Origin of the sequence: Streptomyces sp. NPDC088745, from assembly GCF_044751045.1 — a bacterium.
Taxonomy (GTDB): domain Bacteria; phylum Actinomycetota; class Actinomycetes; order Streptomycetales; family Streptomycetaceae; genus Streptomyces; species Streptomyces cremeus.
The window spans coordinates 624,718-644,753 of the sequence record NZ_JBIVLB010000003.1 but is presented as its reverse complement, the minus strand read 5'-3'; the positions used below and the strand labels follow the sequence as shown (position 1 = coordinate 644,753).

Sequence of the window (20,036 nt, the reverse complement as noted above, 5' to 3'; positions counted from 1 at the left end):
GGCAACGGCCCCGCGCACCGTACCCGCGAGGAGGAAAAGGCGGAGGGGACGGCATGCACGCCGTCCCCTCGGCCTCTCGTACGGGCCCTGGAGCCGGGACCGGTGTCCCGGCCCGGCTCAGGACTCGATCGGAGCCTTGTCGTCCTTCGCGGCGGCGGCCTCGGCCGCCTCCCGCTTCTTGTTCGCGATCAGGCTGGTGATCGTCGTGACGACCAGGACGGCGCAGATGACGGACAGCGAGACCGCGATGGAGATCTCCGGGACGTGCACACCGTTCTCGTGCAGGGCGTGCAGCACCAGCTTGACGCCGATGAAGCCGAGGATCACCGACAGGCCGTAGCTGAGGTGGACCAGCTTCTTGAGCAGGCCGCCGATCAGGAAGTAGAGCTGGCGCAGACCCATCAGCGCGAAGGCGTTGGCGGTGAAGACGATGTACGGGTCCTGGGTGAGGCCGAAGATCGCCGGGATCGAGTCCAGGGCGAACAGCACGTCGGTCATGCCGATGGCGAGCATGACGACCATGAGCGGCGTCAGGATGCGCTTGCCGTTGCGCTGGATGAAGAGCTTCGTGCCGTGGTACTGGTCGGCGACGCCGAACTTCTTCTCGATCTTCTTCAGCAGGACGTTGTCCTCGGGGGCCTCCGCCTCCTCACCGGCACGCGCCTCCTGGATGAGCTTCCAGGCGGTGTAGATGAGGAACGCGCCGAAGATGTAGAAGACCCACGAGAAGTTCGCGATGACCGCGGCGCCGGCCGCGATGAAGATCGCCCGCAGCACCAGCGCGATCAGTACGCCGATCAGCAGCACCCGCTGCTGGAGGTGGGAGGGCACCGAGAACTTCGCCATGATCAGGACGAAGACGAAGAGGTTGTCGACGCTCAACGACTTCTCGGTGATGAAGCCCGCGAAGAACTCTCCGGAGGCCTGGGTCTGGCCGACCACCAGCAGGCCGAGGCCGAAGATCACGGCCAGCGCGATCCAGACGACCGTCCAGATGCCCGCTTCCTTGGTGGATACGTCGTGGGGCTTGCGCCCGATGAAGAAGTCCACCGCGATCAGGGCCGCGAGGGCCAGGATGGTGAAGATCCACGTGTTCAATGAAACGTCCACTGCGCCTCCGGCAGATAGCTACGGCAACTCAATCAGCGTCGTCGCTGCCGGAGGTCTCTTCCACCCGAGCCGCCTTCTGGCGTGCGCCGGGCCGATGCCCCGGGACCGATGGCGGTCCGTATTGACGGGTACATCGCAGGCCGGGAGTACTCCCCTCCGCACGTCCGAGAGTACCCGAAACACCAAGAGAAGGTAAAGGGAAAGGTAAACGCTCCTCAAAAGCGCAGTTCAGGGGTGTGATCCAGCCGGTGTGATCATCGCTCTCACTGGCCCCGCCGCTGATCGCCGCCGCCCGCCGCGGCGGGGGCCGCGGCGCTCAGCGGCCGAAGGCCCGCCTGGCCGCCGCCACCTGGCTCAGCACGTTCCACAGCACCTGACTGCCCGGCGGGGTGAGCAGCGGTTCGTACGTCCAGGCGTGACCGACCCACGGGTCGGCCAGATGCGCGTCCGGCACCGGCGTCAGGCGCAGCAGCGAACGCCACAGCGGGTCGAGCACCGGGCCGTAGGCGTTCGCGTCCTCCCGGTCGGCCACCATCATCAGGTGCACGCCGACGGACGGGCCCTCGTCGGCGAGGTAGCGCAGTTGGGTGACGGCCCGGTCGTCGAAGCCGTGCGGGAAGTCATTGACGATCAGCAGTTGCTCGGCCGTGTCCAGGTGCGGCGGCAGCGCGTCCGACGCACCCGCCCTGATCGCCATCTGCACGAGGTCCACGCGCTCGGTGAGGCGCGCCAGCACGGCCGTCACGCCCTGCGGCCCCACGGCCGGCGGCGCGGCCAGCACGCCCGACTTGACCAGGGGCGCGAGCGCGGCGGACGCGGCGCCCGCCGGGTCGATGACGTGCACGGTGAACTCGCCCGCCGGATACGCGCCGAGCAGCCGCGCGGCGTGCGCGACGGCGGTGTCCAGGGCGACGCGGCGCAGTTGTTCGGTGTCCATCGTCATCGCGGCCTCGGAGCCCGTGCGGCCCGCGTCGATCCACAGCCCGCGCTCCAGCGGCAGCCGTACGAGCAGTGGAATGTGCAGGTCGGGGCGCTCGGGCAGGTGCAGGTCGCCGATGCGCAGGGCCATCGGGATCTCCATCGGCACCTTGTAGGCGTGCCAGGCCGGGTTGTCCCAGCGGGCGAAGGCGGGCGGCAGCGCGGGCTCGACGACCTCGGACTCGGCGATGAGCTGGGCCACGTCGCGGTCCAGGACGGTACGGGCCTGCTCGATCAGCGCGTCGCGCTTGGCCCGGGCGCTCGCGCGGGCCGCGTCGCCGGTGCCGCCGATGCGGCTGCGCGGGTCGGAGAGGACCTTGTCGAGCTCCTGCTCCATGCGGGACTCGGCGAAGTCGACGGCGCTGCGGTAGGCGGCGGCGGTGCGGGCCAGGTCCTCGAACATGCCCCAGACCTGGTTGTAGAGCCGCTCCTCCATCGACCAGCCGGAGGCGTCGCCCGCGACGGGACGCGGCGGCTGCCCCGGCTGCGACGGCTCGGGGCGCGGTGGCGGCGGGGTGGGCGGGACGCCCGGGGGCGGGGTGGCCGCGGGCGGCTTCCGGCGGCGGGGGTGGCTGTAGTCGATGGGCCCGCCGGGGGCCGGCGCGGCGGGCGGGGGCGGCGCGCTCTGCGGGCCGGACTGCGGGGGCAGGTCCGGGGCGGACGGCGTGCTCCGCGGACCGGACTGGCCGGGCAGGTCCGGGGCGGCGGGCTGCGGCTGGGGGGCGTCGGGCGGTGGTACGGGGGTGGTCCCGGCGCCCTGGGGCGGCGTCGTGGTGCCGCCGCCGGGCAGGTTCGTCCGCACGCCGTCCTGGGCGGCCGCCCCCTGCCGGGCGGCGTGGCGGGCCCGGTCGCCCTCGGCGGTGCGGGGCGGGGGCGCGGCCACCGAGCGGGCCAGGCCGCGGCCGACGGCGTCCTGGATGGCGGCGGCCAGGTCGCCCGCCTGCGGCAGGCCCTGGTCGGCGAGCAGTGCGGCGAGGCCGCCCGCGTACCCCTGGCCGACGGCCCGCACCTTCCAGGCGTCCTGGCGGCGGTAGAGCTCCAGGGCGACGACGGCCGACTCGGCGTCCAGGCCGGTCAGCGTGAAGGTGGCGACCTCGTCGCCGTCGAGTCCGGTGACGGCGACGAAGGGTGCGGCGACCGCGCCGAAGCGGGCCGGGAAGCCGACGGCGGTGGGCAGCGCCAGCAGGACGTGCACCCGGTGCGCCTCTTCGGGGAGCGCGCCGAGGTCCACGGCGAGGCGGTGGTCGGCGGCGGCCTGCCGCGACACCTCCAGGCCGGGAAGCTGGTGGGCGCCGGGGTGGGCGACCCACTCGGCGCCCCGGACGGTGCCCTGCCCGTCGACGAGCGTGGCTGCGGCGACGACCGGCTGACCGGCCGAGATCCGGATCTCCAGTCGGGCCTGGGGCAACGGATGGTTCTGCCCCCGGACCAGCTCGGCCGTCATGGTCTGTCTCCCCCACCGTCGGTGTTCGTCACTGAAATCCGCGGCACGCGCCGGTCGCGTGGATCGCGTCGCTCGCGTGCGGTGCGGGCATCGCGCCGGTCGCGTGAAATGCGGTGCAGCTCCCGGCGGCCTGTCGCCTCCGGGAGCTGCGGTACTGCTGAGGATCCGGTGCCTAGAGGTGCGGCAGGATCGACGGCATCAGGTCCTGGAAGGTGCGCCCGTTGGCGGGGTTGCCGAGGGCGGTCATCTGCCAGCCCGCGCCGGCGCGGCTGACCTTGGCCATGATCTGGGCGGTGTACTGGCCGCCGCCGTCGAGGGTGTAGCGGGCCAGCTCCTGGCCGTTGGTCTCGTCGACGATGCGGCAGAAGGCGTTCTGCACTTCCTGGAAGGTCTGGCCGGTGAAGGAGTTCACCGTGAAGACGATCTGGTCGATGTGCACCGGGACCCGGGCGAGGTCGACGAGGATCGCCTCGTCGTCGCCGCCCTGGCCGGCGCCGCCGACCAGGTTGTCGCCGGTGTGCTTGACCGAACCGTCGTCGCTGACCAGGTGGCGGAAGAAGACCACGTCCACCGGCTGCTTGTCCGCGAACAGGACCGCCGACGCGTCGAGGTCGACCTCACGGGTGCGCGAGCCGAACAGACCGCGGCGCGGGGCCGCCTGCCAGCCGAGCCCCATCCGCACCGCGGTCAGGGTTCCCCCGTCGCTCTTCTGCAGGCTGATGGCCTGGCCCTTGGTCATGTTGACCGTCACGCGCTACCCCTCTCCACAAACCCCTGCACCGCCCGTGTGTGCGGTTGTCAGCACCCTACGCAGTCCGCCGGACGCGGTCGCACCTGCGATGTGTTTTGTGTCGTTCCTGCAACACTCCGCGGGGCGGCGCGCTCACGCCTGTCCCGCCTCCCTCATCATGCGCAGTTCCTTCTTGAGTTCGCCGACCTCGTCGCGCAACCGGGCGGCCACCTCGAACTGGAGGTCCGCCGCCGCGGCACGCATCCGGGCGGTCATGTCCTCGATCTGCTGGGCCAGTTCGGCGGCCGGGCGGTCGGTGAGGACCTCGGCGCCCTTCTTGCCCTTGGCGGACGCCGCGGACTTCCCGGCCTTCGCCGCCTTGCCGCCGAGCGCCGGAACCGGGGCCTTGGCGTCCTTGCCCGCCTTGGGCTTGCGGTAGTCGGTGCCGAGCAGGGCCTCGGTGTCGACCTCCTCGCGGGCGATCGTCGCGACGATGTCGTTGATCTTCTTGCGGAGCGGCTGCGGGTCGATGCCGCGCTCCTTGTTGTACGCGACCTGCTTCTCGCGGCGGCGGTTGGTCTCGTCGATCGCCTTGGCCATCGCCGGGGTGACCCGGTCCGCGTACATGTGCACCTGGCCGGAGACGTTGCGCGCCGCGCGGCCGATGGTCTGGATCAGGGAGGTCCCCGAGCGCAGGAAGCCCTCCTTGTCGGCGTCCAGGATCGCCACCAGGGACACCTCGGGCAGGTCGAGGCCCTCACGCAGCAGGTTGATGCCGACCAGTACGTCGTACTCACCGGCCCGCAGCTCGCGCAGCAGCTCGATGCGGCGCAGCGTGTCCACGTCGCTGTGCAGGTAGCGGACCTGGATGCCCAGTTCGAGGAAGTAGTCGGTGAGGTCCTCGGCCATCTTCTTGGTGAGCGTGGTGACCAGGACGCGCTCGTCCTTCTCGGTGCGCTTCCTGATCTCGTGCACCAGGTCGTCGATCTGGCCCTCGGTGGACTTGACGACGACCTCGGGGTCGACGAGTCCGGTGGGGCGGATGATCTGCTCCACGAAACCGTCGCCGCGCGAGAGTTCGTACGTGCCCGGGGTCGCCGACAGGTAGACCGTCTGGCCGATCCGCTGCTGGAACTCCTCCCACTTCAGCGGGCGGTTGTCCAGCGCCGAGGGCAGCCGGAAGCCGTGGTCGACCAGCGTGCGCTTGCGGGAGGCGTCGCCCTCGTACATCGCGCCGATCTGCGGCACGGTGACGTGGCTCTCGTCCAGGACCAGCAGGAAGTCCTCGGGGAAGTAGTCGAGGAGGGTGTGCGGGGCGGTGCCGGGGGCGCGGTCGTCGAAGTGCATCGAGTAGTTCTCGATGCCGGAGCAGCTGCCGATCTGGCGAAGCATCTCCAGGTCGTAGGTGGTGCGCATGCGCAGGCGCTGGGCCTCCAGCAGCTTGCCCTGCTTCTCCAGCTCCGCCAGGCGCTCCCCCAGCTCCTTCTCGATCCCGTTGATCGCCTTCTCCATGCGCTCGGGACCGGCCACGTAGTGGCTGGCGGGGAAGACGTACAGGCTGTCGTCCTCGCTGATGACCTCGCCGGTGAGCGGGTGCAGCGTGGACAGGGCCTCGATCTCGTCGCCGAACATCTCGATGCGGACGGCCAGCTCCTCGTACACCGGGAAGATCTCGATGGTGTCGCCGCGCACCCGGAAGGTGCCGCGCTGGAAGGCCATGTCGTTGCGCGTGTACTGGATGTCGACGAAGCGGCGCAGCAGGGCGTCGCGGTCGATCTCCTCGCCGACCTTCAGGGAGACCATGCGGTCCACGTACTCCTGCGGCGTGCCGAGGCCGTAGATGCAGGAGACGGAGGCGACCACGACGACGTCGCGGCGGGTGAGCAGCGAGTTCGTCGCGGAGTGGCGCAGCCGTTCGACCTCCTCGTTGATGGAGGAGTCCTTCTCGATGTAGGTGTCCGACTGCGGGACGTACGCCTCGGGCTGGTAGTAGTCGTAGTACGAGACGAAGTACTCGACGGCGTTGTTGGGCAGCAGCTCGCGGAACTCGTTCGCCAGCTGGGCGGCCAGGGTCTTGTTGGGCGCCATGACCAGCGTGGGGCGCTGGAGCTTCTCGATCATCCAGGCGGTCGTCGCCGACTTGCCGGTGCCGGTCGCACCCAGCAGGACGACGTCCTTCTCGCCTGCGCGGATGCGCTTCTCCAGTTCGGCGATGGCCGCCGGCTGGTCGCCGCTGGGCTGGTAGGGACTGACGACCTCGAAGGGCGCCACCGTACGTTCGATCTTGGAAACGGGCCGCATGCAACCACCGTACGACCCACCACTGACACTCACGTGGTGAACGGGCTCCGCTAGCGGGCGGGAGGGGGTCGGGGAGGGTTTGGCGCGGGGGCTGCACCCGATCGGCCGAAGTCCGGTTCCGTACCGGATCTGTCACAGGGCGTGCTGGACGCACGTGTCACATCGTTCACCGCATGGCCATTCCGCACCTGTTCCCCGTTGGCGCGCAGCTGTCACGCTCGGTCGTCCGAGTCGTCCTCTCGCGCAAGGAGAGATCCATGCTCACCCTCGCCGTCACAGCGACCCTGACCGCTCTCGCGAGCGGGACCGCCGGTGTCGTCCAGCCCCCGGCCGCTCCCGCGGGCTCCCCGGCCGCCGTCGTGGGCGCTCCGGCCGCCCGTGCGGGCGCCGCGGCTGCCGCCGCCCCCGTCGTCATCGCCCACCGGGGGGCCTCCGGGTACGCGCCGGAGAACACCCTGGCGGCCGTCGACGCCGCGCACCGGCTCGGCGTCGACTGGGTGGAGAACGACGTCCAGCGCACCAAGGACGGCGAGCTGGTGATCGTCCACGACGACAGCCTGGCGCGGACGACCAACGTGGAACAGGTGTTCCCCGGGCGCGCCCCGTGGAAGATCAAGGACTTCACGGCGGCGGAGATCAGCAGGCTGGACGCGGGAAGCTGGTTCGGCTCCGCGTACGCGGGCGCGCGCGTGCCGACGCTGAAGCAGTACCTCCAGCGCGTGGACCGCAACAAGCAGAAGCTCCTGATGGAGGTCAAGAACCCGGCGCTGTACCCGGGCATCGAGAAGGACATCCTCAAGGTGCTGCGCGCGCAGGGCTGGCTGGACGCGGCGCACGTGCGTTCGCGGCTGGTGGTGCAGAGCTTCGACGCGGCGAGCATCCGCTCCGTGCACCGGCAGCACACGGGTCTGGTCACCGGGTTCCTGGGCACGCCGAAGGTGGCCGACCTGCCGAAGTACGCGGCCTTCACCGACCAGATCAACCCGCAGCACACCACGCTCAGCACGGCGTACGTGACGGCCGTGCACAAGCTGAAGGGGGCGCACGGGCAGCGGCTGCGGGTGAACACCTGGACGGTGGACGACGCGGCGAACGCGCGGAAGGTCAAGGGCTTCGGGGTGGACGGGGTCATCACCAACAGGCCGGACGTGGTGCGGGCCGCGATGCGCGGCTGACCTGCGCTTCCGATCGTGCGGGGCCCGTTGTCGGTGCCCGGTCGTACCGTGGTGGGCATGAACGGGGAAACGCCTTCGGCGAGTTGTGCGGAGTGGGCCGTGGTCGGCAGCGACATCGGCCCGCTGCTGCTGGCCGCGACCGACGCCGGGCTGGTGAGCGTGGTCTTCCACGCGGACGAGAAGGTCCGGGTGCGGACCCTGGCGATGCTGGCGGCGCGGCTGGGCGTCGAGCTGGTGGAGGTCGCGGAGCCGATACCCGCGTCGAGCAGGCTGGCCGAACCGGTCCGTCAGTTCGCGGCGTACTTCGCGGGCACGCTGCGGTCGTTCGACCTGCCGCTGGACTGGTCGCTGACCTCGGGATTCAACCGTCAGGTGCTCCGCGCGCTGAACGACGGGGTGCCGTACGGGGCGGTCGTCGGGTACGGGGACCTGGCGCACCGGGTGGGCCAGCCGGGGGCGGCACAGGCGGTGGGCGCGGCGATGGGGTCGAATCCACTGCCGGTGGTGGTGCCGTGCCACCGGGTGGTGGAGAGCGGCGGGGGGCTCGGCGGGTTCGGGGGCGGGCTGGAGACGAAGCGGGTGCTGCTGGCGCTGGAGGGGGTGCTGCCGCAGCCGCTGTTCTGAGGGCGATGTCCCGCAGGTCCGGGGCCCGGTCCCGTCCGCCCGTGCGGTGGCGCGATTATCCGGTGCCCCGGGGGGTGTGGGCTGTCACACTGCGGCGGTGACGACATCCTTCGCCAACCGCACCCGCATATGCGGCCCCGCTTCCACGACCGCCGCCTCCCCGGCCCCCGACGCCGTCGGCCCCTGCGGGGAGGCGTGTACGAAGTGAGCACCACGGACCGGAACGACCACCCGGAAGGCACGGAACGCAGCACGGCCGAGGGCCTGCCGGGCCCCGCTGACGCCCGCCCGGCTGCCGAGGGCCCGGTCGCGGACGCCGCGCCGGCGCCCCCGGGCCCGGCCGGGCCGCCCCCGGTGACGGCCGACGAGCTGTTCGCGCTCCAGCGGCGCACCACCGCCGTGCTGGTCACCAGCCAGATACTCGGCGGGCTCGGCGTCCCCATCGGCATCACGCTCGCGCCCGTCCTGGCCACCGAGATCGCGGGCAGTGAGGCCTTCGCCGGGCTGGCGCCCACCGCCTCCGTGGTCGGCACCGCCCTGCTGTCGGTGCCGCTGGCCGCCCTGATGACGGCACGCGGCCGGCGTCCCGGGCTCGCCCTGGCCTATCTGATCGGCGCGCTCGGAGCGGCGGTCGTGGTGCTCGCCGCCCTGCTGGGGAGCTTCCCGCTGCTGCTGCTCGGCATGGCGGGGTTCGGCGCGGCCTCGCTGGCCAACCTCCAGGCCCGGTTCGCCGCGGCCGACCTGGCCTCTCCCGAGCGGCGGGGCCGGGCGATCTCGACGGTGGTGTGGGCCACCACGATCGGCGCGGTGCTCGGCCCGAACCTCGCGGCCCCGGCCGGGCGCACCTTCGTCGGCACGTCCCTGCCGGTGACGGCGGCGCCGTTCGTGTGGGCCGCCGGGATCTTCCTGGTCACGGGGATCGTCGTCACGGTGCTGATGCGTCCCGATCCGCTGCTGACCGCGCGGGCGCTGTCCCCGCAGGAGGACCACTCGCCCGCGAGCCGCTCGCTCAAGGCGGGCATCGCCGCCGTGAGGGCCTCCCCGCGGGCCCGGCTCGCCCTGGTGACCGTCGCCGTCTCGCACACCGCCATGGTGTCGATCATGACGATGACGCCGGTGCACCTGGGCCACCACGGGGCCGGACTGGAGCTGGTGGGGCTGGTCATCAGCGGTCACATCGCGGGGATGTACGCGTTCTCGCCGGTCATGGGGTGGCTGGCGGACCGGCTCGGGCGGCTGTCGGTGATCGGGCTCGCGGCGGGGCTGCTGTCGCTGGCCGCCCTGCTCGCGGGCACCTCCGGCAGCAGTCACGGGCAGACCGCCGCCGGGCTGTTCGTCCTGGGCCTCGGCTGGTCGGCCGGGCTCGTCTCCGGTTCCGCGCTGCTCACGGACTCCGTGCCGCAGCCCGCCCGCGCCGCCGTGCAGGGCCTGTCCGACCTCACGATGAACTCCGCGGCGGCCGTCGGCGGTGCGGCCGCCGGGCTGATCGTCGCGCAGGCGGGCTACGGATGGCTGAACGCGGCCGGCGCCCTGCTGCTGGTGCCGATGGCGGCGCTGGCCCTGGTCACGGCTCGGGCGGGCAGGGCGTGAGTCCGTACCCGTACGAGAAGGGGCTGCTGGGCCGTGGCCGCTAGAGGCTGATGTGGTACGCCTTGCGCAGCGTCTCGTGGACCGTCCACGTGGTGCGGTCGCCCTCGCGCAGGACGCACGCGTCGCCCGGGCCGATCTCCAGGGTCGCGCCGCCCTCCACCGCGACGGTGGCGCGACCGCTGACCACGACGAACAGCTCGTCGGCCTCGGTGTCGGTCACCACGCCGGGCGTGATCTGCCAGATGCCCCGCACCTGCCGGCCGTCCGGGGACTCCCACAGCACCTTGCCGGTGACCTCGGGCGCACCGGAGACGATCTGCGCCGGGTCGAGGGGCTCGGGCTCCAGCTCGGCGTCCGGAATGTGCACGGAGAAAGAGGCGGGAAGTCGATCAATTGTCGTCATGGCCGGTCACCTTAGCGGTGCCATGGCGACGCCTTTCGACCAGGCCCGCAGCACATCGACGGAAACCGGCGTTCGCGACGGTGCGTGCTCCGGCGCACGAGGGGCACAAGGGAGGGCATCAGTCTTGCAGAGAGTTACAGCCAGGGAGCTGCTGCCATGGAGATTTCGGGCATCATCAGTGCGATCGTGATCGGCATCATCATCGGTGTCCTCGGCAGGCTCGTGGTCCCGGGCCGCCAGAAGATCGGCATCCTGTGGACCATCGTCGTGGGTATTCTCGCGGCGCTGGCGGGTGCGGCGATCGCCAAGGCCTTCGGGGTGAAGGACACCAACGGCATCGACTGGATCGAGTGGCTCATCCAGATCGCCCTGGCGGCGGTCGGTGTCGCGGCCCTGGCCAGCATCAAGACCGGCGGCCGAGGCCGCGGCCGCAGGTAGGCGCCGGGGCCGGAGCACCAGCCGGGCGAGGCGCCGGCCGCCCCGCCGGTGAGCAACGCTCCCACCGCAGTCCTCGCCCGCCCCGCCCGGAGCGGTGAACCTACTCCCCGTCGCCCGGCAGCCCGGTCCATGCCGGATGCCGGGCGTCGTCGGCGCGCACCACCACGTCGGCGGCCTCCGAGGGGGCGGTTTCCCGCTCGTACCGCTCGAACGCGGGCAGCGTCCACCGCTCGCTCTCGGCGGTACGGCGCTCCAGCGCACCCGGCGACAGCCGCACGTGCACGCTCACGTCGAACGGGAACCAGCGCCCGAGCAGCATCGGCCCGCGCACCAACAGCACTCCCCCGGGCGGCAGTCGCACGTACGGACTGCGCGTCGCCCGGTCGGTGGCCGGGTCCCAGAGGTCGGGCAGCACCCGGCCGCTCCCCCCGGCCTCCAACGGCCCGAAGACCTCGCGCCACAGGGCCCCGGTGTCGAACCACCCCTCGAAGTAGGTGTCCGGGTCCTGCTTCCCGTACTCGAACCGCAGCGAGGCGGACCGCAGGAACCCCTGCGTGTCGACCTCGTGCACGGCACGGCCGCGGTCCCGCAACGCCTCGGCGAGCGGCCCGGCCAGCTCCGCCGTGCCGGCGGCGGGCGCACCGTCGATCCCGACCTTCAGCCAGGCGCTGCCGTCGGAGGGCTCCAGCCCGTCGAGATGCCGGGCGAGCCGCCCGGCGAGGCGTCCCCAGGTGATCGGTAGAAACTGCACACGCCCATCATCGCTGGCCCGGGACCCGAGGGGGAAACGTACGACGAACCGGGGTATCCCCCTCCCATGAACCTCGTGGTCGTCGAGCCCGTCAAGCGGCGCCACTGCGCGGACTGCCGCCAGGGCCCGCTCCCCCTGCACATCCTCGAGTACAACGCCCCGCGCTGCCTGGACTGCGCCGATCTGGGCCACCTCGTGCTGCTGCCGCGCGGCGACGCGGCGCTCACCCGCCGGGCGCGCGAGGGCAGTTCGCTGTGGGCGGTGGTCGTGCGCCACAACAAGCGCCGCAAGCGGTACGAGCGCCAGGGCCTCCTGGTCGAAGAGGCCGCCCTCGCCCGCGCCGAGTCCGCCTGCCTCGCCGACGCCGAGGCGCGCTCGCGCCGCCGCGACCGCGACGCGGCCCGTCGCGCGGCCGAGGACGTGACGTTCACGGCGTCCTTCACCGCGGCGGTCCTCGCGCTCTTCCCGGGCTGCCCGCCGGGCCGCGCGCACGCGGTCGCCGCGCACACCTCGCAGCGGGGCAGCGGAAGGGTGGGGCGCAGCGCGGCGGGCCGCGCCCTGGACGAGGCGGCAGTGACGGCGGCGGTCCGCGCCTCGGTCCGCCACGCCGACACTCCGTACGACGCGCTGCTGATGGCCGGCATCCCGCGACACGAAGCGCGGGCACGGGTGAGCGCGGCGACAGAGGAGGTGCTGACGGGGTGGCGGACCCTTCCTGGGGCGTCATGAAACCCCGATGGCACCGGATCGGCACCGGGATGCAGGGATAAAAGGGCTTACCGGGGCAGGATGACTGTTCTCCCCACGCGGGCCGTACAAGCCGCACAACTCACGCGACCCGCACAAGCCACACAACGCGAGGTACCAGCCGATGCCCACCCCCGCCGCCCCGCGGCCCCGCGAAGGGTCGGGCCTGGCTCCCTCCCTCGACGCCGCCCCGCTGCGCCCGTTCCACCTGCGCATCACCGCCACGACCTTCGGCGCGAACTTCTCCGACGGGTACGCGCTGGGCATGATCGGCGCGGTCCTGACCACGCTGACCGACGCCCGCCACCTCTCCGGCGTCTGGCAGGGCCTGCTGGGCGCGTCGGCCCTGATCGGCCTGTTCTTCGGCAGCATCGTGCTGGGCCGGGTCGGCGACATCATCGGGCGCCAGAAGCTGTACATCTACAACTTCGTCCTCATCACCGTGGCCTCCGCCCTCCAGTTCTGGGCCCACGACCCGGCGGTCCTCTTCGCCCTGCGCGTGCTGATCGGCTTCGGCCTCGGGGCGGACTACGCGGTCGGCCCGACGATGCTGTCCGAATTCGCCCCCCGGCGGCTGCGCGGCCTCCTCCTGGGTTCGCTCACCGTGCTGTGGACGGTCGGTTACGTTCTCGCGGGCATCCTCGGCACCTGGCTCGGCGGCACGGAGCACGCGGCGTACGTGCTGCTCGCGACCGGTGCGCTTCCCGCGGCCCTGGTCCTCCTGCTGCGCATCGGCACCCCGGAGTCCCCGAGCTGGCTGGTCAGCCAGGGCCGGACGCGGGAGGCACGCGAGATCGCGGCCCGCTACCTGAAGTGCGAACTGGGCGAGGTCAGGGTCCCCGCTTCGCCCGCCACCTCCGTCTCCGCGTACCGGGAGCTCTTCGCCCCGGGGCAGTCCCGGCGGACCTGGTTCGGGCTGGTCTTCTACAGCGCCCAGGTCCTCCCGTACTTCGCCATCTACACCTTCATGCCGACGATCCTGCTGGCGCTGGACGTGGCGGACGCGGACCTGCAGAACCTGCTCCTCAACCTCTTCCTCCTGGCGGGCGGCGTGTGCGGCCTGTGGTTCCTGCAACGCACGGGCCGCCGCCCGCTGGTCATCGCCACGTTCGCGATCATGACGGTGTCGCTGGCCCTGGTGGGCGCCCTCACGCACGCCTCCACGACGGCCCTGATGATCCCGTTCCTCGTCTACACCTTCGTGATGGCGGGCGCCTCCAACCTCACCCAGGTCTATCCCGCCGAGCTCTACCCCACCCACCTGCGCGCCACGGGCGTCGGCTTCCTGAACGGCACCAGCCGCATCGCCTCGGCGGTGGGCACGTTCGTCCTGCCGGTGAGCCTGGAGTCGCTCGGCCTGAACTGGTCGATGTACTGGCTGGCCGGAGTCCTGCTGCTGGGCACGGCGGCGTCGGTGGCGTGGGCCCCGGAGACGAAGGGCGAGGTGACGACGTCGGGGGGCTGAGGCCGTGCCGCCGGCGCTTGCTGATCCTCGGTAGGCGCCGGGCGTCGCGCCGGATGGGTGGCGTGCCCCGCGGCACGGAACGTTTCCGCCGCTCGCGGTGGGAAGCGGGTCAGGTGCCGCGCAGGCGGTTCAGTACGTCGACGGGGTCCGGGCCGGACGGGCCCTCGGGCCACCAGTCGTCGGCGCCCTGCTCGGACGCGTAGCCGTACCAGAGGGCGTCCTGGCCGTAGCGGAGTTGGAAGCGGCCCGCGGTCAGGCGGTTGTGGGCGGGGCGGAAGTTCAGGCCGAGGACGAGCAGGGTGGAGCGGGCCCGGTCGAAGGGGCCTGCGGGAGGGTCCCACGGCGTGTCGAGGACCGTCAGGGCTTCCGTGCCGCCCTGGCGCCAGGCGGCGACCGCTTTGGCCAGGTCGGTGGGGGTGCGGCCGAGGGCCCGGGTGAGGGAGGTGTAGAGGGAGCGCGTCGACGCGGTCAGCCCGGAGCCGGGCTGGGCGGCGGCGATGCGGACCGCGTCCTGCCAGGGCGTGAGGTGCGCGAACGGGTCCGCGCCCGTGGTGAGCAGGGCGTGGGCCCGCTGGGCGGCGTCGGTGGCGAGGTGGTCCAGGGTGAGCGGGTCGGGGGCGCCGGAGACGTACGGGGGCGGGTAGGAGGGGGGCGTGCCCGGGTGCGTGGGCGGAGGGAACGCCGGGGGCAGTGCGCCGAGGGGGCGGCTGAGGGCCTCCCGGGCGGCGAGCGCGGGGACGGCCGGCGGCGTGCGGGATTCGGTGGCGGCACGGGCGGCGTTGCGGTGGCCGAGGGCGTCGAGGATCTCGCGTTCGTCGCGGCCGCGGAGCAGGAACACGACGAAGGGGTCCTCGTCGACGATGCGGACCACTTGGTAGCAGAGCGCCGCCGCGTGTTTGCAGGGGCGGCCGGCGTCCGGGCAGGTGCAGGAGGGCAGGAGGTCGCCGGCCGTGGCGGGCAGGAGGGGGACCGCCGCGAGCGGGGACGCCGGGTCCAGGAGGGCCTGCGGGATCGTCTTGGCGAGGAGGGACTCCAGGTGGGCCGGGTCGGTGGCGGCCGCGTCCAGGAACGTGTCCCAGTCCTCCGGGGCGAGGGTGCGCAGGCGGAGCTCGGCGCGGTAGGGGCGGGCGCGGCTGCCGCGCACGTACGCCACGACCCGGCCCGGGGTGACCGTGATGGTGTCGACATGGCCCGCGTCGGCGTAGGCCCGGCCGCGGGCGAGGCGGGCGGGGTCGAGGGAGAGGTCCTCCAGGGCGGCCACCCACGCCTTGCCCCACCAGGTGACGGTGGGCCCGGCGGCCGCCGGGTCGGGCGGAAAGGTACGCCGCCGATCGCCGGTGGCGGCCCCGGCCTGCGCAGTCTGCCGGGGGTCGCGCCGCGCGGGGCGGGGGCCGTCGGGAGCGGGCAGGACGGGCTGGAAGTCACGTGACGCGGTGTGCCGGTCGTCCGCGGCACCGAGTTCGGGGCGGATGTCGCTGGGGGCGGTGCGTACGGGGCGTGCGTCGTCCGAGCCACGGAAGAGGGAGCGGACGTCGGCCGGGGCGACGGGGGCGGAGTGGGGTTCGACCGGGTTGGTGGAGGCGGGGCCGACAAGGGCGGGGTCGGCTTCGGCGTCGCTGCGGCTGGGGTGGGCGTCGGCAGCGGCGTCGGCGTCGGCAGGGTGGACGTCGGTAATGGCAGGGCCCGGGTGGACCTCGGCGTCGCTGCGGCTGGGGTGGGCGTCGGCGCGGGCGGAGTGGGCCTCGGCATCGGCAGAGGCGCGGCTCACTTCGGCGTCGGCACGCGCAGGGTGCACATCGGCAGCGGCACGGGCGCGACCGGGCTTCGCGCGTCGGATGCCGCGCCGTGCGACCTGCGCCGCGGACGGACGGGTGCCGCCGGCACCGGCGGACGAACCTGAGTCGTCGGCACGGGCAGGCGATCGGGAGCCGTCGGCACGGACAGGCGAGGGCTCGGCCGCCGCCGAGCGCGCGGTGCGTCGGGCTTCGTCCGCGGCGGCCCGCGAAGCGCGCAGCGCCTGCCGTGCGGCCTCGGCGGCGGCGCTGCGGGGTGGTGACGGCGGGGCCGGGGGCAGGGGCTCCACGTCGGGGCTCGCGGGCCGAGTCTCGTCCCAGGGCTCGGGCGGGGTCTCGTCCCGGGGCTCGGGCCGGGCCTCATCCCGGGATTCGTCCCGCAGATCGTTGCGGGACGAATCCCGCGGTTCGGCTCGCAGGCCATCCTCGGACTTGACCCGCAGGCCATCCCCGGACTCGGACCCCAGGCCATCCCCGGACTCGGCCCGCGGGCCGTCCGGCGTGGCAACCTGCTCGTGGCCGATGCCGTTGAGTTCGGGATGGGAGCGGCGTGGGGTGGTCATGACGGCCTGCGCAGGGAGACGAGGTCGGCCAGTTCGCGGTCGGTGAGTTCGGTCAGGGCGGCCTCGCCCGAGCCGAGGACGGCGTCCGCCAACGACCGCTTGGAAGCGAGGAGTTCGGCGATGCGGTCCTCGACCGTGCCCTCGGCGATCAGGCGGTGCACCTGGACGGGCTGGGTCTGGCCGATGCGGTAGGCGCGGTCGGTGGCCTGCTCCTCGACCGCCGGGTTCCACCAGCGGTCGAAGTGCACCACATGAGCGGCGCGGGTGAGGTTGAGGCCGGTGCCGGCCGCCTTGAGGGAGAGCAGGAAGACGGGGACCTCGCCGGACTGGAAACGGTCGACCATCTCCTCTCGCTGCGCCACCGGGGTGCCGCCGTGCAGGAGTTGGGCGGGGATCGCGCGGGCGGCCAGGTGCTGGGAGAGCAGCCGGGCCATGGTGACGTACTGAGTGAAGATCAGGACGGAGTCCTCCTCGGCGAGGATCGTGTCGAGGAGTTCGTCGAGGAGGGCGAGCTTGCCGGAACGGGTGCCGGTGAGACGGGCCGGCTCCTCCTTGAGGTACTGCGCGGGGTGGTTGCAGATCTGCTTCAGCGAGGTCAGCAGCTTCATGATCAGGCCGCGGCGGGCGATGCCCTCGGAGGCCTCGATGGCGGCCATCGTCTCGTGCACGGCCGCCTGGTAGAGGGAGACCTGTTCGCGGGTGAGGGAGACGGGGTGGTCGGTCTCGGTCTTGGGCGGCAGTTCGGGGGCGATGCCGGGATCGGACTTCTTGCGGCGCAGGAGGAAGGGCCGCACCAGGCGCGAGAGGCGCTCCACCGCCCCGGGGTCCTCGCCGCCCTCGACGGCGCGGGCGTGCCGGGCGCGGAAGGTGGTGAGGGGGCCGAGGAGACCCGGGGTCGTCCAGTCCAGGAGGGCCCACAGCTCGGAGAGGTTGTTCTCGACGGGCGTGCCGGTGAGCGCGATGCGGGCCGGGGCGGGGATCGTGCGCAGGGCCCTAGCGGTGGAGGAGCGGGCGTTCTTCAGGTGCTGGGCCTCGTCGGCGACGATCATGTTCCAGGTGTGGGCGGCCAGTCGGGCCGCGCTGGTGCGCATGGTGCCGTAGGTGGTGAGGACGAAGCCGCCGTCGTACGGGCGGGAGCCGGGCGGGGTCTCCGGGACGCCGGAACCGTGGGCGTCGTCCGCCGTGAACAGTCCCTCGGCGGCGGCCTCGTCGAGGGTGCGGGCCGTGCCGTGGAAGCGGCGGACCGGGACGCCGGGCGCGAAGCGTTCGATCTCGCGCTGCCAGTTGCCGAGGAGGGAGGCGGGGCAGACCACCAGGGTGGGGGCGGTGCGGGTGCCGGAGGCCGGGCGGGCGGCGTCCGCCCGGTGCAGGTGGAGCGCGATCACGGTGATCGTCTTGCCCAGGCCCATGTCGTCGGCGAGACAGCCGCCGAGGCCGAGGGAGGTCATGAGGTCGAGCCAGGCCAGCCCGCGGAGTTGGTAGTCGCGCAGGGTGGCGTTCAGCGCGGGCGGCTGCGGGACCGTGTCCGCGCCGCCGCGCGCGAGCCGGTCGCGGAGGGTGGCGAGCGCCCCCACGGGCACCGCGTCGACCCGTTCGCCGTCGACCTCCGCCATGCCGGTGAGGGCGATCTCCAGGGCGTCGGCCGGGTCCAGCAGCCCCAACTGCCGCTTGCGTGCCTTGCGTACGAGCGCGGGGTCGACCACCACCCACTGGTCGCGCAGCCGCACCACCGGCCGGTGCTCCTCGACGAGGGCGTCCATCTCGGCGTCGGTGAGGTCTTCGCCGCCCAGCGCCAGTTGCCAGCTGAACGCGAAGAGGTGTTCGGAGTCGAAGAAGGGGGTCCCGTCGGTGGCCGAGCCGGGCGCGGGGCGCACCACCGCGATGGCGGTCAGCGTACGGGCCAGATCCCGGGGCCAGTGGACGGTGACCCCCGCGGCCTCCAGCCGGTGCGCCGCCGCGCCCAGGAGGTCGTACAACTCCTCGTCGGAGAGCGCCAGTACGTCGGGGACGGGCTGCTCCAGGAGGCGCGTGAGCGGCGGCCAGACGCGACCCGCGCGGCGCAGCGCGAGGACGGTGTCGACGCGGGCGCGGGGGCCGAAGGACTCGCCGCCCTCGCCCGACCAGAGGTCGGCAGCGTCCACGAGGTGGGTGGGGTCGGCGAGGCTGTGCACTTGAACGACGGCGGCGCCCGCGCGGCGCGAGCGGTCCTGCCGGCCGTCCTCGGCGTCCTCGTCGCGCGGGTCGAAGAGGCCGTGCACGGGGAGGTCGAGGCGGAGCGAGACCCGCACTCCGGCGTCCGCGCCGGCCGCCACCTCGGCGGCCCACTCGCGCAGGCGCGGCAGGCGCTGGGCCTCGGCGGCGGCGTACGGGTCCCCGAAGGCGAGGGCGGCGGCAGGCGTGCGGGGCAGGACGTCGGCGACCGCGTCGACGAAGGAGCGCACCAGGTGGGCGGGGTCCGGTACCTGGAGCGGACTGCGGTCGGGCAGCGGGACGGCGTACCCCTCGGGGGGCAGCGCGGCGGCGATCGCGCGCAGTTGGGCGATGTCGGCGGCGTCCGGCGGCCCGGCCCGCCAGGCGTCCTCGTCGCCGGGGGTGAGCCCCGGCAGCAGCAGCCCGCGCGCGACGAGGTGCAGGGCGTGCAGGGCGGCGGCGCCCCAGCAGCGGGCGGCGGGGTGGGCGGCCGGGGCGTGCCGGGCGGCGACCAGCAGGGGCAGGGCGTCGGCGAGCGGGAGGAGGCGGGCCGCGACGGTGCGGGTGCGGGCGACCGCGCCCTGACGGCGTACGACGGTGAGCGTGTCCTCAGCGCCCGGCGGCGGGGGCCCGTCCGGCGACCACAGGGCGACGCGGGCGTCACGGGGCAGGGGGGCGGGGAGGTAGACGGCGGCAGCGTGCCCGGGAAGGCGGCTCACCGCGGTCAGTGCAGTGGCTCTCGTGACGTCGCCCATCCGGTCCCCGACCTCCCTCCCGGTTGTGTCTGCGCAGGTGGCACAGGCTTTCTGCGTGGACCTGCGAGTCTACGGGCCGGGTCTGACAGTGACGGCTCCGCCGACACCCCGACACCAAGCGGCGAAGCGGCCCCGACGACAAACACCCCGGCACCAGGCGGCGAAGCGGCCCCGACGACGGACGCCCCAGCACCAAGCGACGAGGCCGCTCCGACGAGCCCCGGCGCCCAGCGGCGAAGCGGCCCCGACGACGGACACCCCGGCACCAGAAGCCGCAGCAGGGCCACCCAGTCGCCTGTCCCGCACCGTGGCCGCCAACCCACCCCGCGGCCGTCCTCGACGTATAAACGCGGAATGCCGCCCTCCGAGGGGCGGCACCCGTCCGCGTACGTGGAGACGAGCGCTAACTCCGCTGCCCCGCCCGCTCCCTGAGCTCCTGCCACACCGCGCGCACCTGGGGCTCCAGCGCCTCCAGCGGACCGTCGTTGTCGATCACCAGATCGGCGACGGCGAGCCGCTGCTCGCGGGTGGCCTGCGCCGCCATCCGCCCGCGCGCATCGGCCTCGGACGTACCGCGCAGCCGTACCAGCCGGTCCAGTTGGGTCTCGGGCGACGCGTCCACCACGACCACCAGGTCGTACAGCCCCGCCAGTCCGTTCTCCGTCAGCAGCGGTACGTCGTGCACGACGACGGCGTCGGGCGGCGCGGCCCGCTGCAGTTCGGCGGAGCGCGCCCCGACCAGCGGGTGCACGATCGCGTTGAGGGTCTTCAGCTTCTCGGCGTCGGCGAAGACGATCGCGCCCAGCGCGGGCCGGTCCAGCGTGCCGTCCGGCGTGAGGATGTCCTCGCCGAACGCCGCCACCACGGCGTGGGGGGCCGGCGGGGCCGCCCGGCCCGCCCCCCCCCCCGAGCCCGGGCGGGGGGCGCCCGACCCCCCCCCGGCCCCCCGCCCCCGCCGGCCCGCCCACACACCGGGCGG

Annotated in this window: 14 protein-coding genes and 1 pseudogene; 6 read left to right on the top strand and 9 right to left on the bottom strand. The window is 73.4% G+C overall.

Annotated features, from left to right (window positions below):
- Window positions 1–117: 117 nt before the first annotated feature.
- The 4 genes from ACIP93_RS12140 to uvrB all read right to left on the bottom strand — a co-directional run bounded on the left by ACIP93_RS12140 (window position 118) and on the right by uvrB (window position 6,563).
- Window positions 118–1,110, bottom strand: a complete 993-nt coding sequence (locus tag ACIP93_RS12140; protein WP_345224074.1) for a TerC family protein — start codon at window positions 1,108–1,110, stop codon at window positions 118–120.
- A gap of 316 nt (window positions 1,111–1,426) precedes the next feature.
- Window positions 1,427–3,532: a TerD family protein gene (locus ACIP93_RS12135; RefSeq protein ID WP_401757742.1), complete on the bottom strand. Its 2,106-nt coding sequence runs from the start codon at window positions 3,530–3,532 to the stop codon at window positions 1,427–1,429.
- Between the two features lie 172 nt (window positions 3,533–3,704).
- A complete protein-coding gene (locus ACIP93_RS12130) occupies window positions 3,705–4,283 on the bottom strand; it encodes a TerD family protein (protein ID WP_345224070.1) in 579 nt (192 codons plus the stop codon).
- 132 nt (window positions 4,284–4,415) lie between these two features.
- Window positions 4,416–6,563: an excinuclease ABC subunit UvrB gene (uvrB, locus tag ACIP93_RS12125; protein WP_345224068.1), complete on the bottom strand. Its 2,148-nt coding sequence runs from the start codon at window positions 6,561–6,563 to the stop codon at window positions 4,416–4,418.
- 257 nt (window positions 6,564–6,820) lie between these two features.
- Between uvrB and ACIP93_RS12120 the strand changes: the two genes are divergently transcribed.
- From ACIP93_RS12120 to ACIP93_RS12110, 3 genes are all read left to right on the top strand, one after another.
- Window positions 6,821–7,738 carry a glycerophosphodiester phosphodiesterase gene (locus ACIP93_RS12120; RefSeq protein ID WP_401757739.1) on the top strand — a complete coding sequence of 306 codons (918 nt, stop codon included), beginning with the start codon at window positions 6,821–6,823 and terminating at the stop codon, window positions 7,736–7,738.
- 57 nt (window positions 7,739–7,795) lie between these two features.
- Window positions 7,796–8,362: a methylated-DNA--[protein]-cysteine S-methyltransferase gene (locus ACIP93_RS12115; RefSeq protein ID WP_345224066.1), complete on the top strand. Its 567-nt coding sequence runs from the start codon at window positions 7,796–7,798 to the stop codon at window positions 8,360–8,362.
- A 354-nt stretch (window positions 8,363–8,716) separates the two neighbouring features.
- Entirely contained in the window at window positions 8,717–9,952 is a 1,236-nt protein-coding gene (locus ACIP93_RS12110; RefSeq protein WP_401757955.1) for an MFS transporter, read from the top strand.
- Between the two features lie 40 nt (window positions 9,953–9,992).
- Here the strand turns inward: ACIP93_RS12110 and ACIP93_RS12105 are convergent, their stop codons facing one another.
- The gene (locus tag ACIP93_RS12105) at window positions 9,993–10,355 is read right to left on the bottom strand and encodes a cupin domain-containing protein (RefSeq protein ID WP_401757737.1); all 363 of its coding nucleotides are present in this window, start codon (window positions 10,353–10,355) and stop codon (window positions 9,993–9,995) included.
- Window positions 10,356–10,511: 156 nt separating this feature from the next.
- On the opposite strand from ACIP93_RS12105, the gene ACIP93_RS12100 reads away from it, so the two are divergent.
- The gene (locus tag ACIP93_RS12100) at window positions 10,512–10,793 is read left to right on the top strand and encodes a GlsB/YeaQ/YmgE family stress response membrane protein (RefSeq protein WP_345224062.1); all 282 of its coding nucleotides are present in this window, start codon (window positions 10,512–10,514) and stop codon (window positions 10,791–10,793) included.
- A 100-nt stretch (window positions 10,794–10,893) separates the two neighbouring features.
- On the opposite strand, the gene ACIP93_RS12095 is transcribed toward ACIP93_RS12100, so the two are convergent.
- Window positions 10,894–11,544, bottom strand: a complete 651-nt coding sequence (locus ACIP93_RS12095; RefSeq protein ID WP_401757735.1) for a uridine kinase — start codon at window positions 11,542–11,544, stop codon at window positions 10,894–10,896.
- A 66-nt stretch (window positions 11,545–11,610) separates the two neighbouring features.
- Here ACIP93_RS12095 and ACIP93_RS12090 point away from each other — a divergent pair, with 66 nt between their 5' ends.
- Both ACIP93_RS12090 and ACIP93_RS12085 read left to right on the top strand, forming a co-directional pair.
- Entirely contained in the window at window positions 11,611–12,273 is a 663-nt protein-coding gene (locus tag ACIP93_RS12090) for a DUF2293 domain-containing protein (protein WP_401757734.1), read from the top strand.
- A 142-nt stretch (window positions 12,274–12,415) separates the two neighbouring features.
- Complete coding sequence (locus ACIP93_RS12085; protein WP_401757732.1) at window positions 12,416–13,756, top strand: MFS transporter; 1,341 nt, start codon at window positions 12,416–12,418, stop codon at window positions 13,754–13,756.
- Window positions 13,757–13,865: 109 nt separating this feature from the next.
- Here the strand turns inward: ACIP93_RS12085 and ACIP93_RS12080 are convergent, their stop codons facing one another.
- The 3 genes and pseudogenes from ACIP93_RS12080 to coaE all read right to left on the bottom strand — a co-directional run.
- Window positions 13,866–15,524 carry an SWIM zinc finger family protein gene (locus tag ACIP93_RS12080; RefSeq protein ID WP_401757730.1) on the bottom strand — a complete coding sequence of 553 codons (1,659 nt, stop codon included), beginning with the start codon at window positions 15,522–15,524 and terminating at the stop codon, window positions 13,866–13,868.
- Window positions 15,525–16,108: 584 nt separating this feature from the next.
- Window positions 16,109–19,057: an SNF2-related protein gene (locus ACIP93_RS12075; protein WP_401757728.1), complete on the bottom strand. Its 2,949-nt coding sequence runs from the start codon at window positions 19,055–19,057 to the stop codon at window positions 16,109–16,111.
- Window positions 19,058–19,460: 403 nt separating this feature from the next.
- Window positions 19,461–19,925, bottom strand: a pseudogene (coaE, locus tag ACIP93_RS12070) (dephospho-CoA kinase); the annotation flags it as partial.
- Window positions 19,926–20,036 lie beyond the last annotated feature (111 nt).

Bases quoted from the DNA above. Each gene is read 5' to 3' on its own strand.
- ACIP93_RS12135 (WP_401757742.1), bottom strand. From the start codon at position 3,532: ATGACGGCCGAGCTGGTCCGGGGGCAGAACCATCCGTTGCCCCAGGCC.
- uvrB (WP_345224068.1), bottom strand. From the start codon at position 6,563: ATGCGGCCCGTTTCCAAGATCGAACGTACGGTGGCGCCCTTCGAGGTC.
- ACIP93_RS12120 (WP_401757739.1), top strand. From the start codon at position 6,821: ATGCTCACCCTCGCCGTCACAGCGACCCTGACCGCTCTCGCGAGCGGG.
- ACIP93_RS12115 (WP_345224066.1), top strand. From the start codon at position 7,796: ATGAACGGGGAAACGCCTTCGGCGAGTTGTGCGGAGTGGGCCGTGGTC.
- ACIP93_RS12105 (WP_401757737.1), bottom strand. From the start codon at position 10,355: ATGACGACAATTGATCGACTTCCCGCCTCTTTCTCCGTGCACATTCCG.
- ACIP93_RS12100 (WP_345224062.1), top strand. From the start codon at position 10,512: ATGGAGATTTCGGGCATCATCAGTGCGATCGTGATCGGCATCATCATC.
- ACIP93_RS12090 (WP_401757734.1), top strand. From the start codon at position 11,611: ATGAACCTCGTGGTCGTCGAGCCCGTCAAGCGGCGCCACTGCGCGGAC.
- ACIP93_RS12085 (WP_401757732.1), top strand. From the start codon at position 12,416: ATGCCCACCCCCGCCGCCCCGCGGCCCCGCGAAGGGTCGGGCCTGGCT.
- ACIP93_RS12075 (WP_401757728.1), bottom strand. From the start codon at position 19,057: ATGGGCGACGTCACGAGAGCCACTGCACTGACCGCGGTGAGCCGCCTT.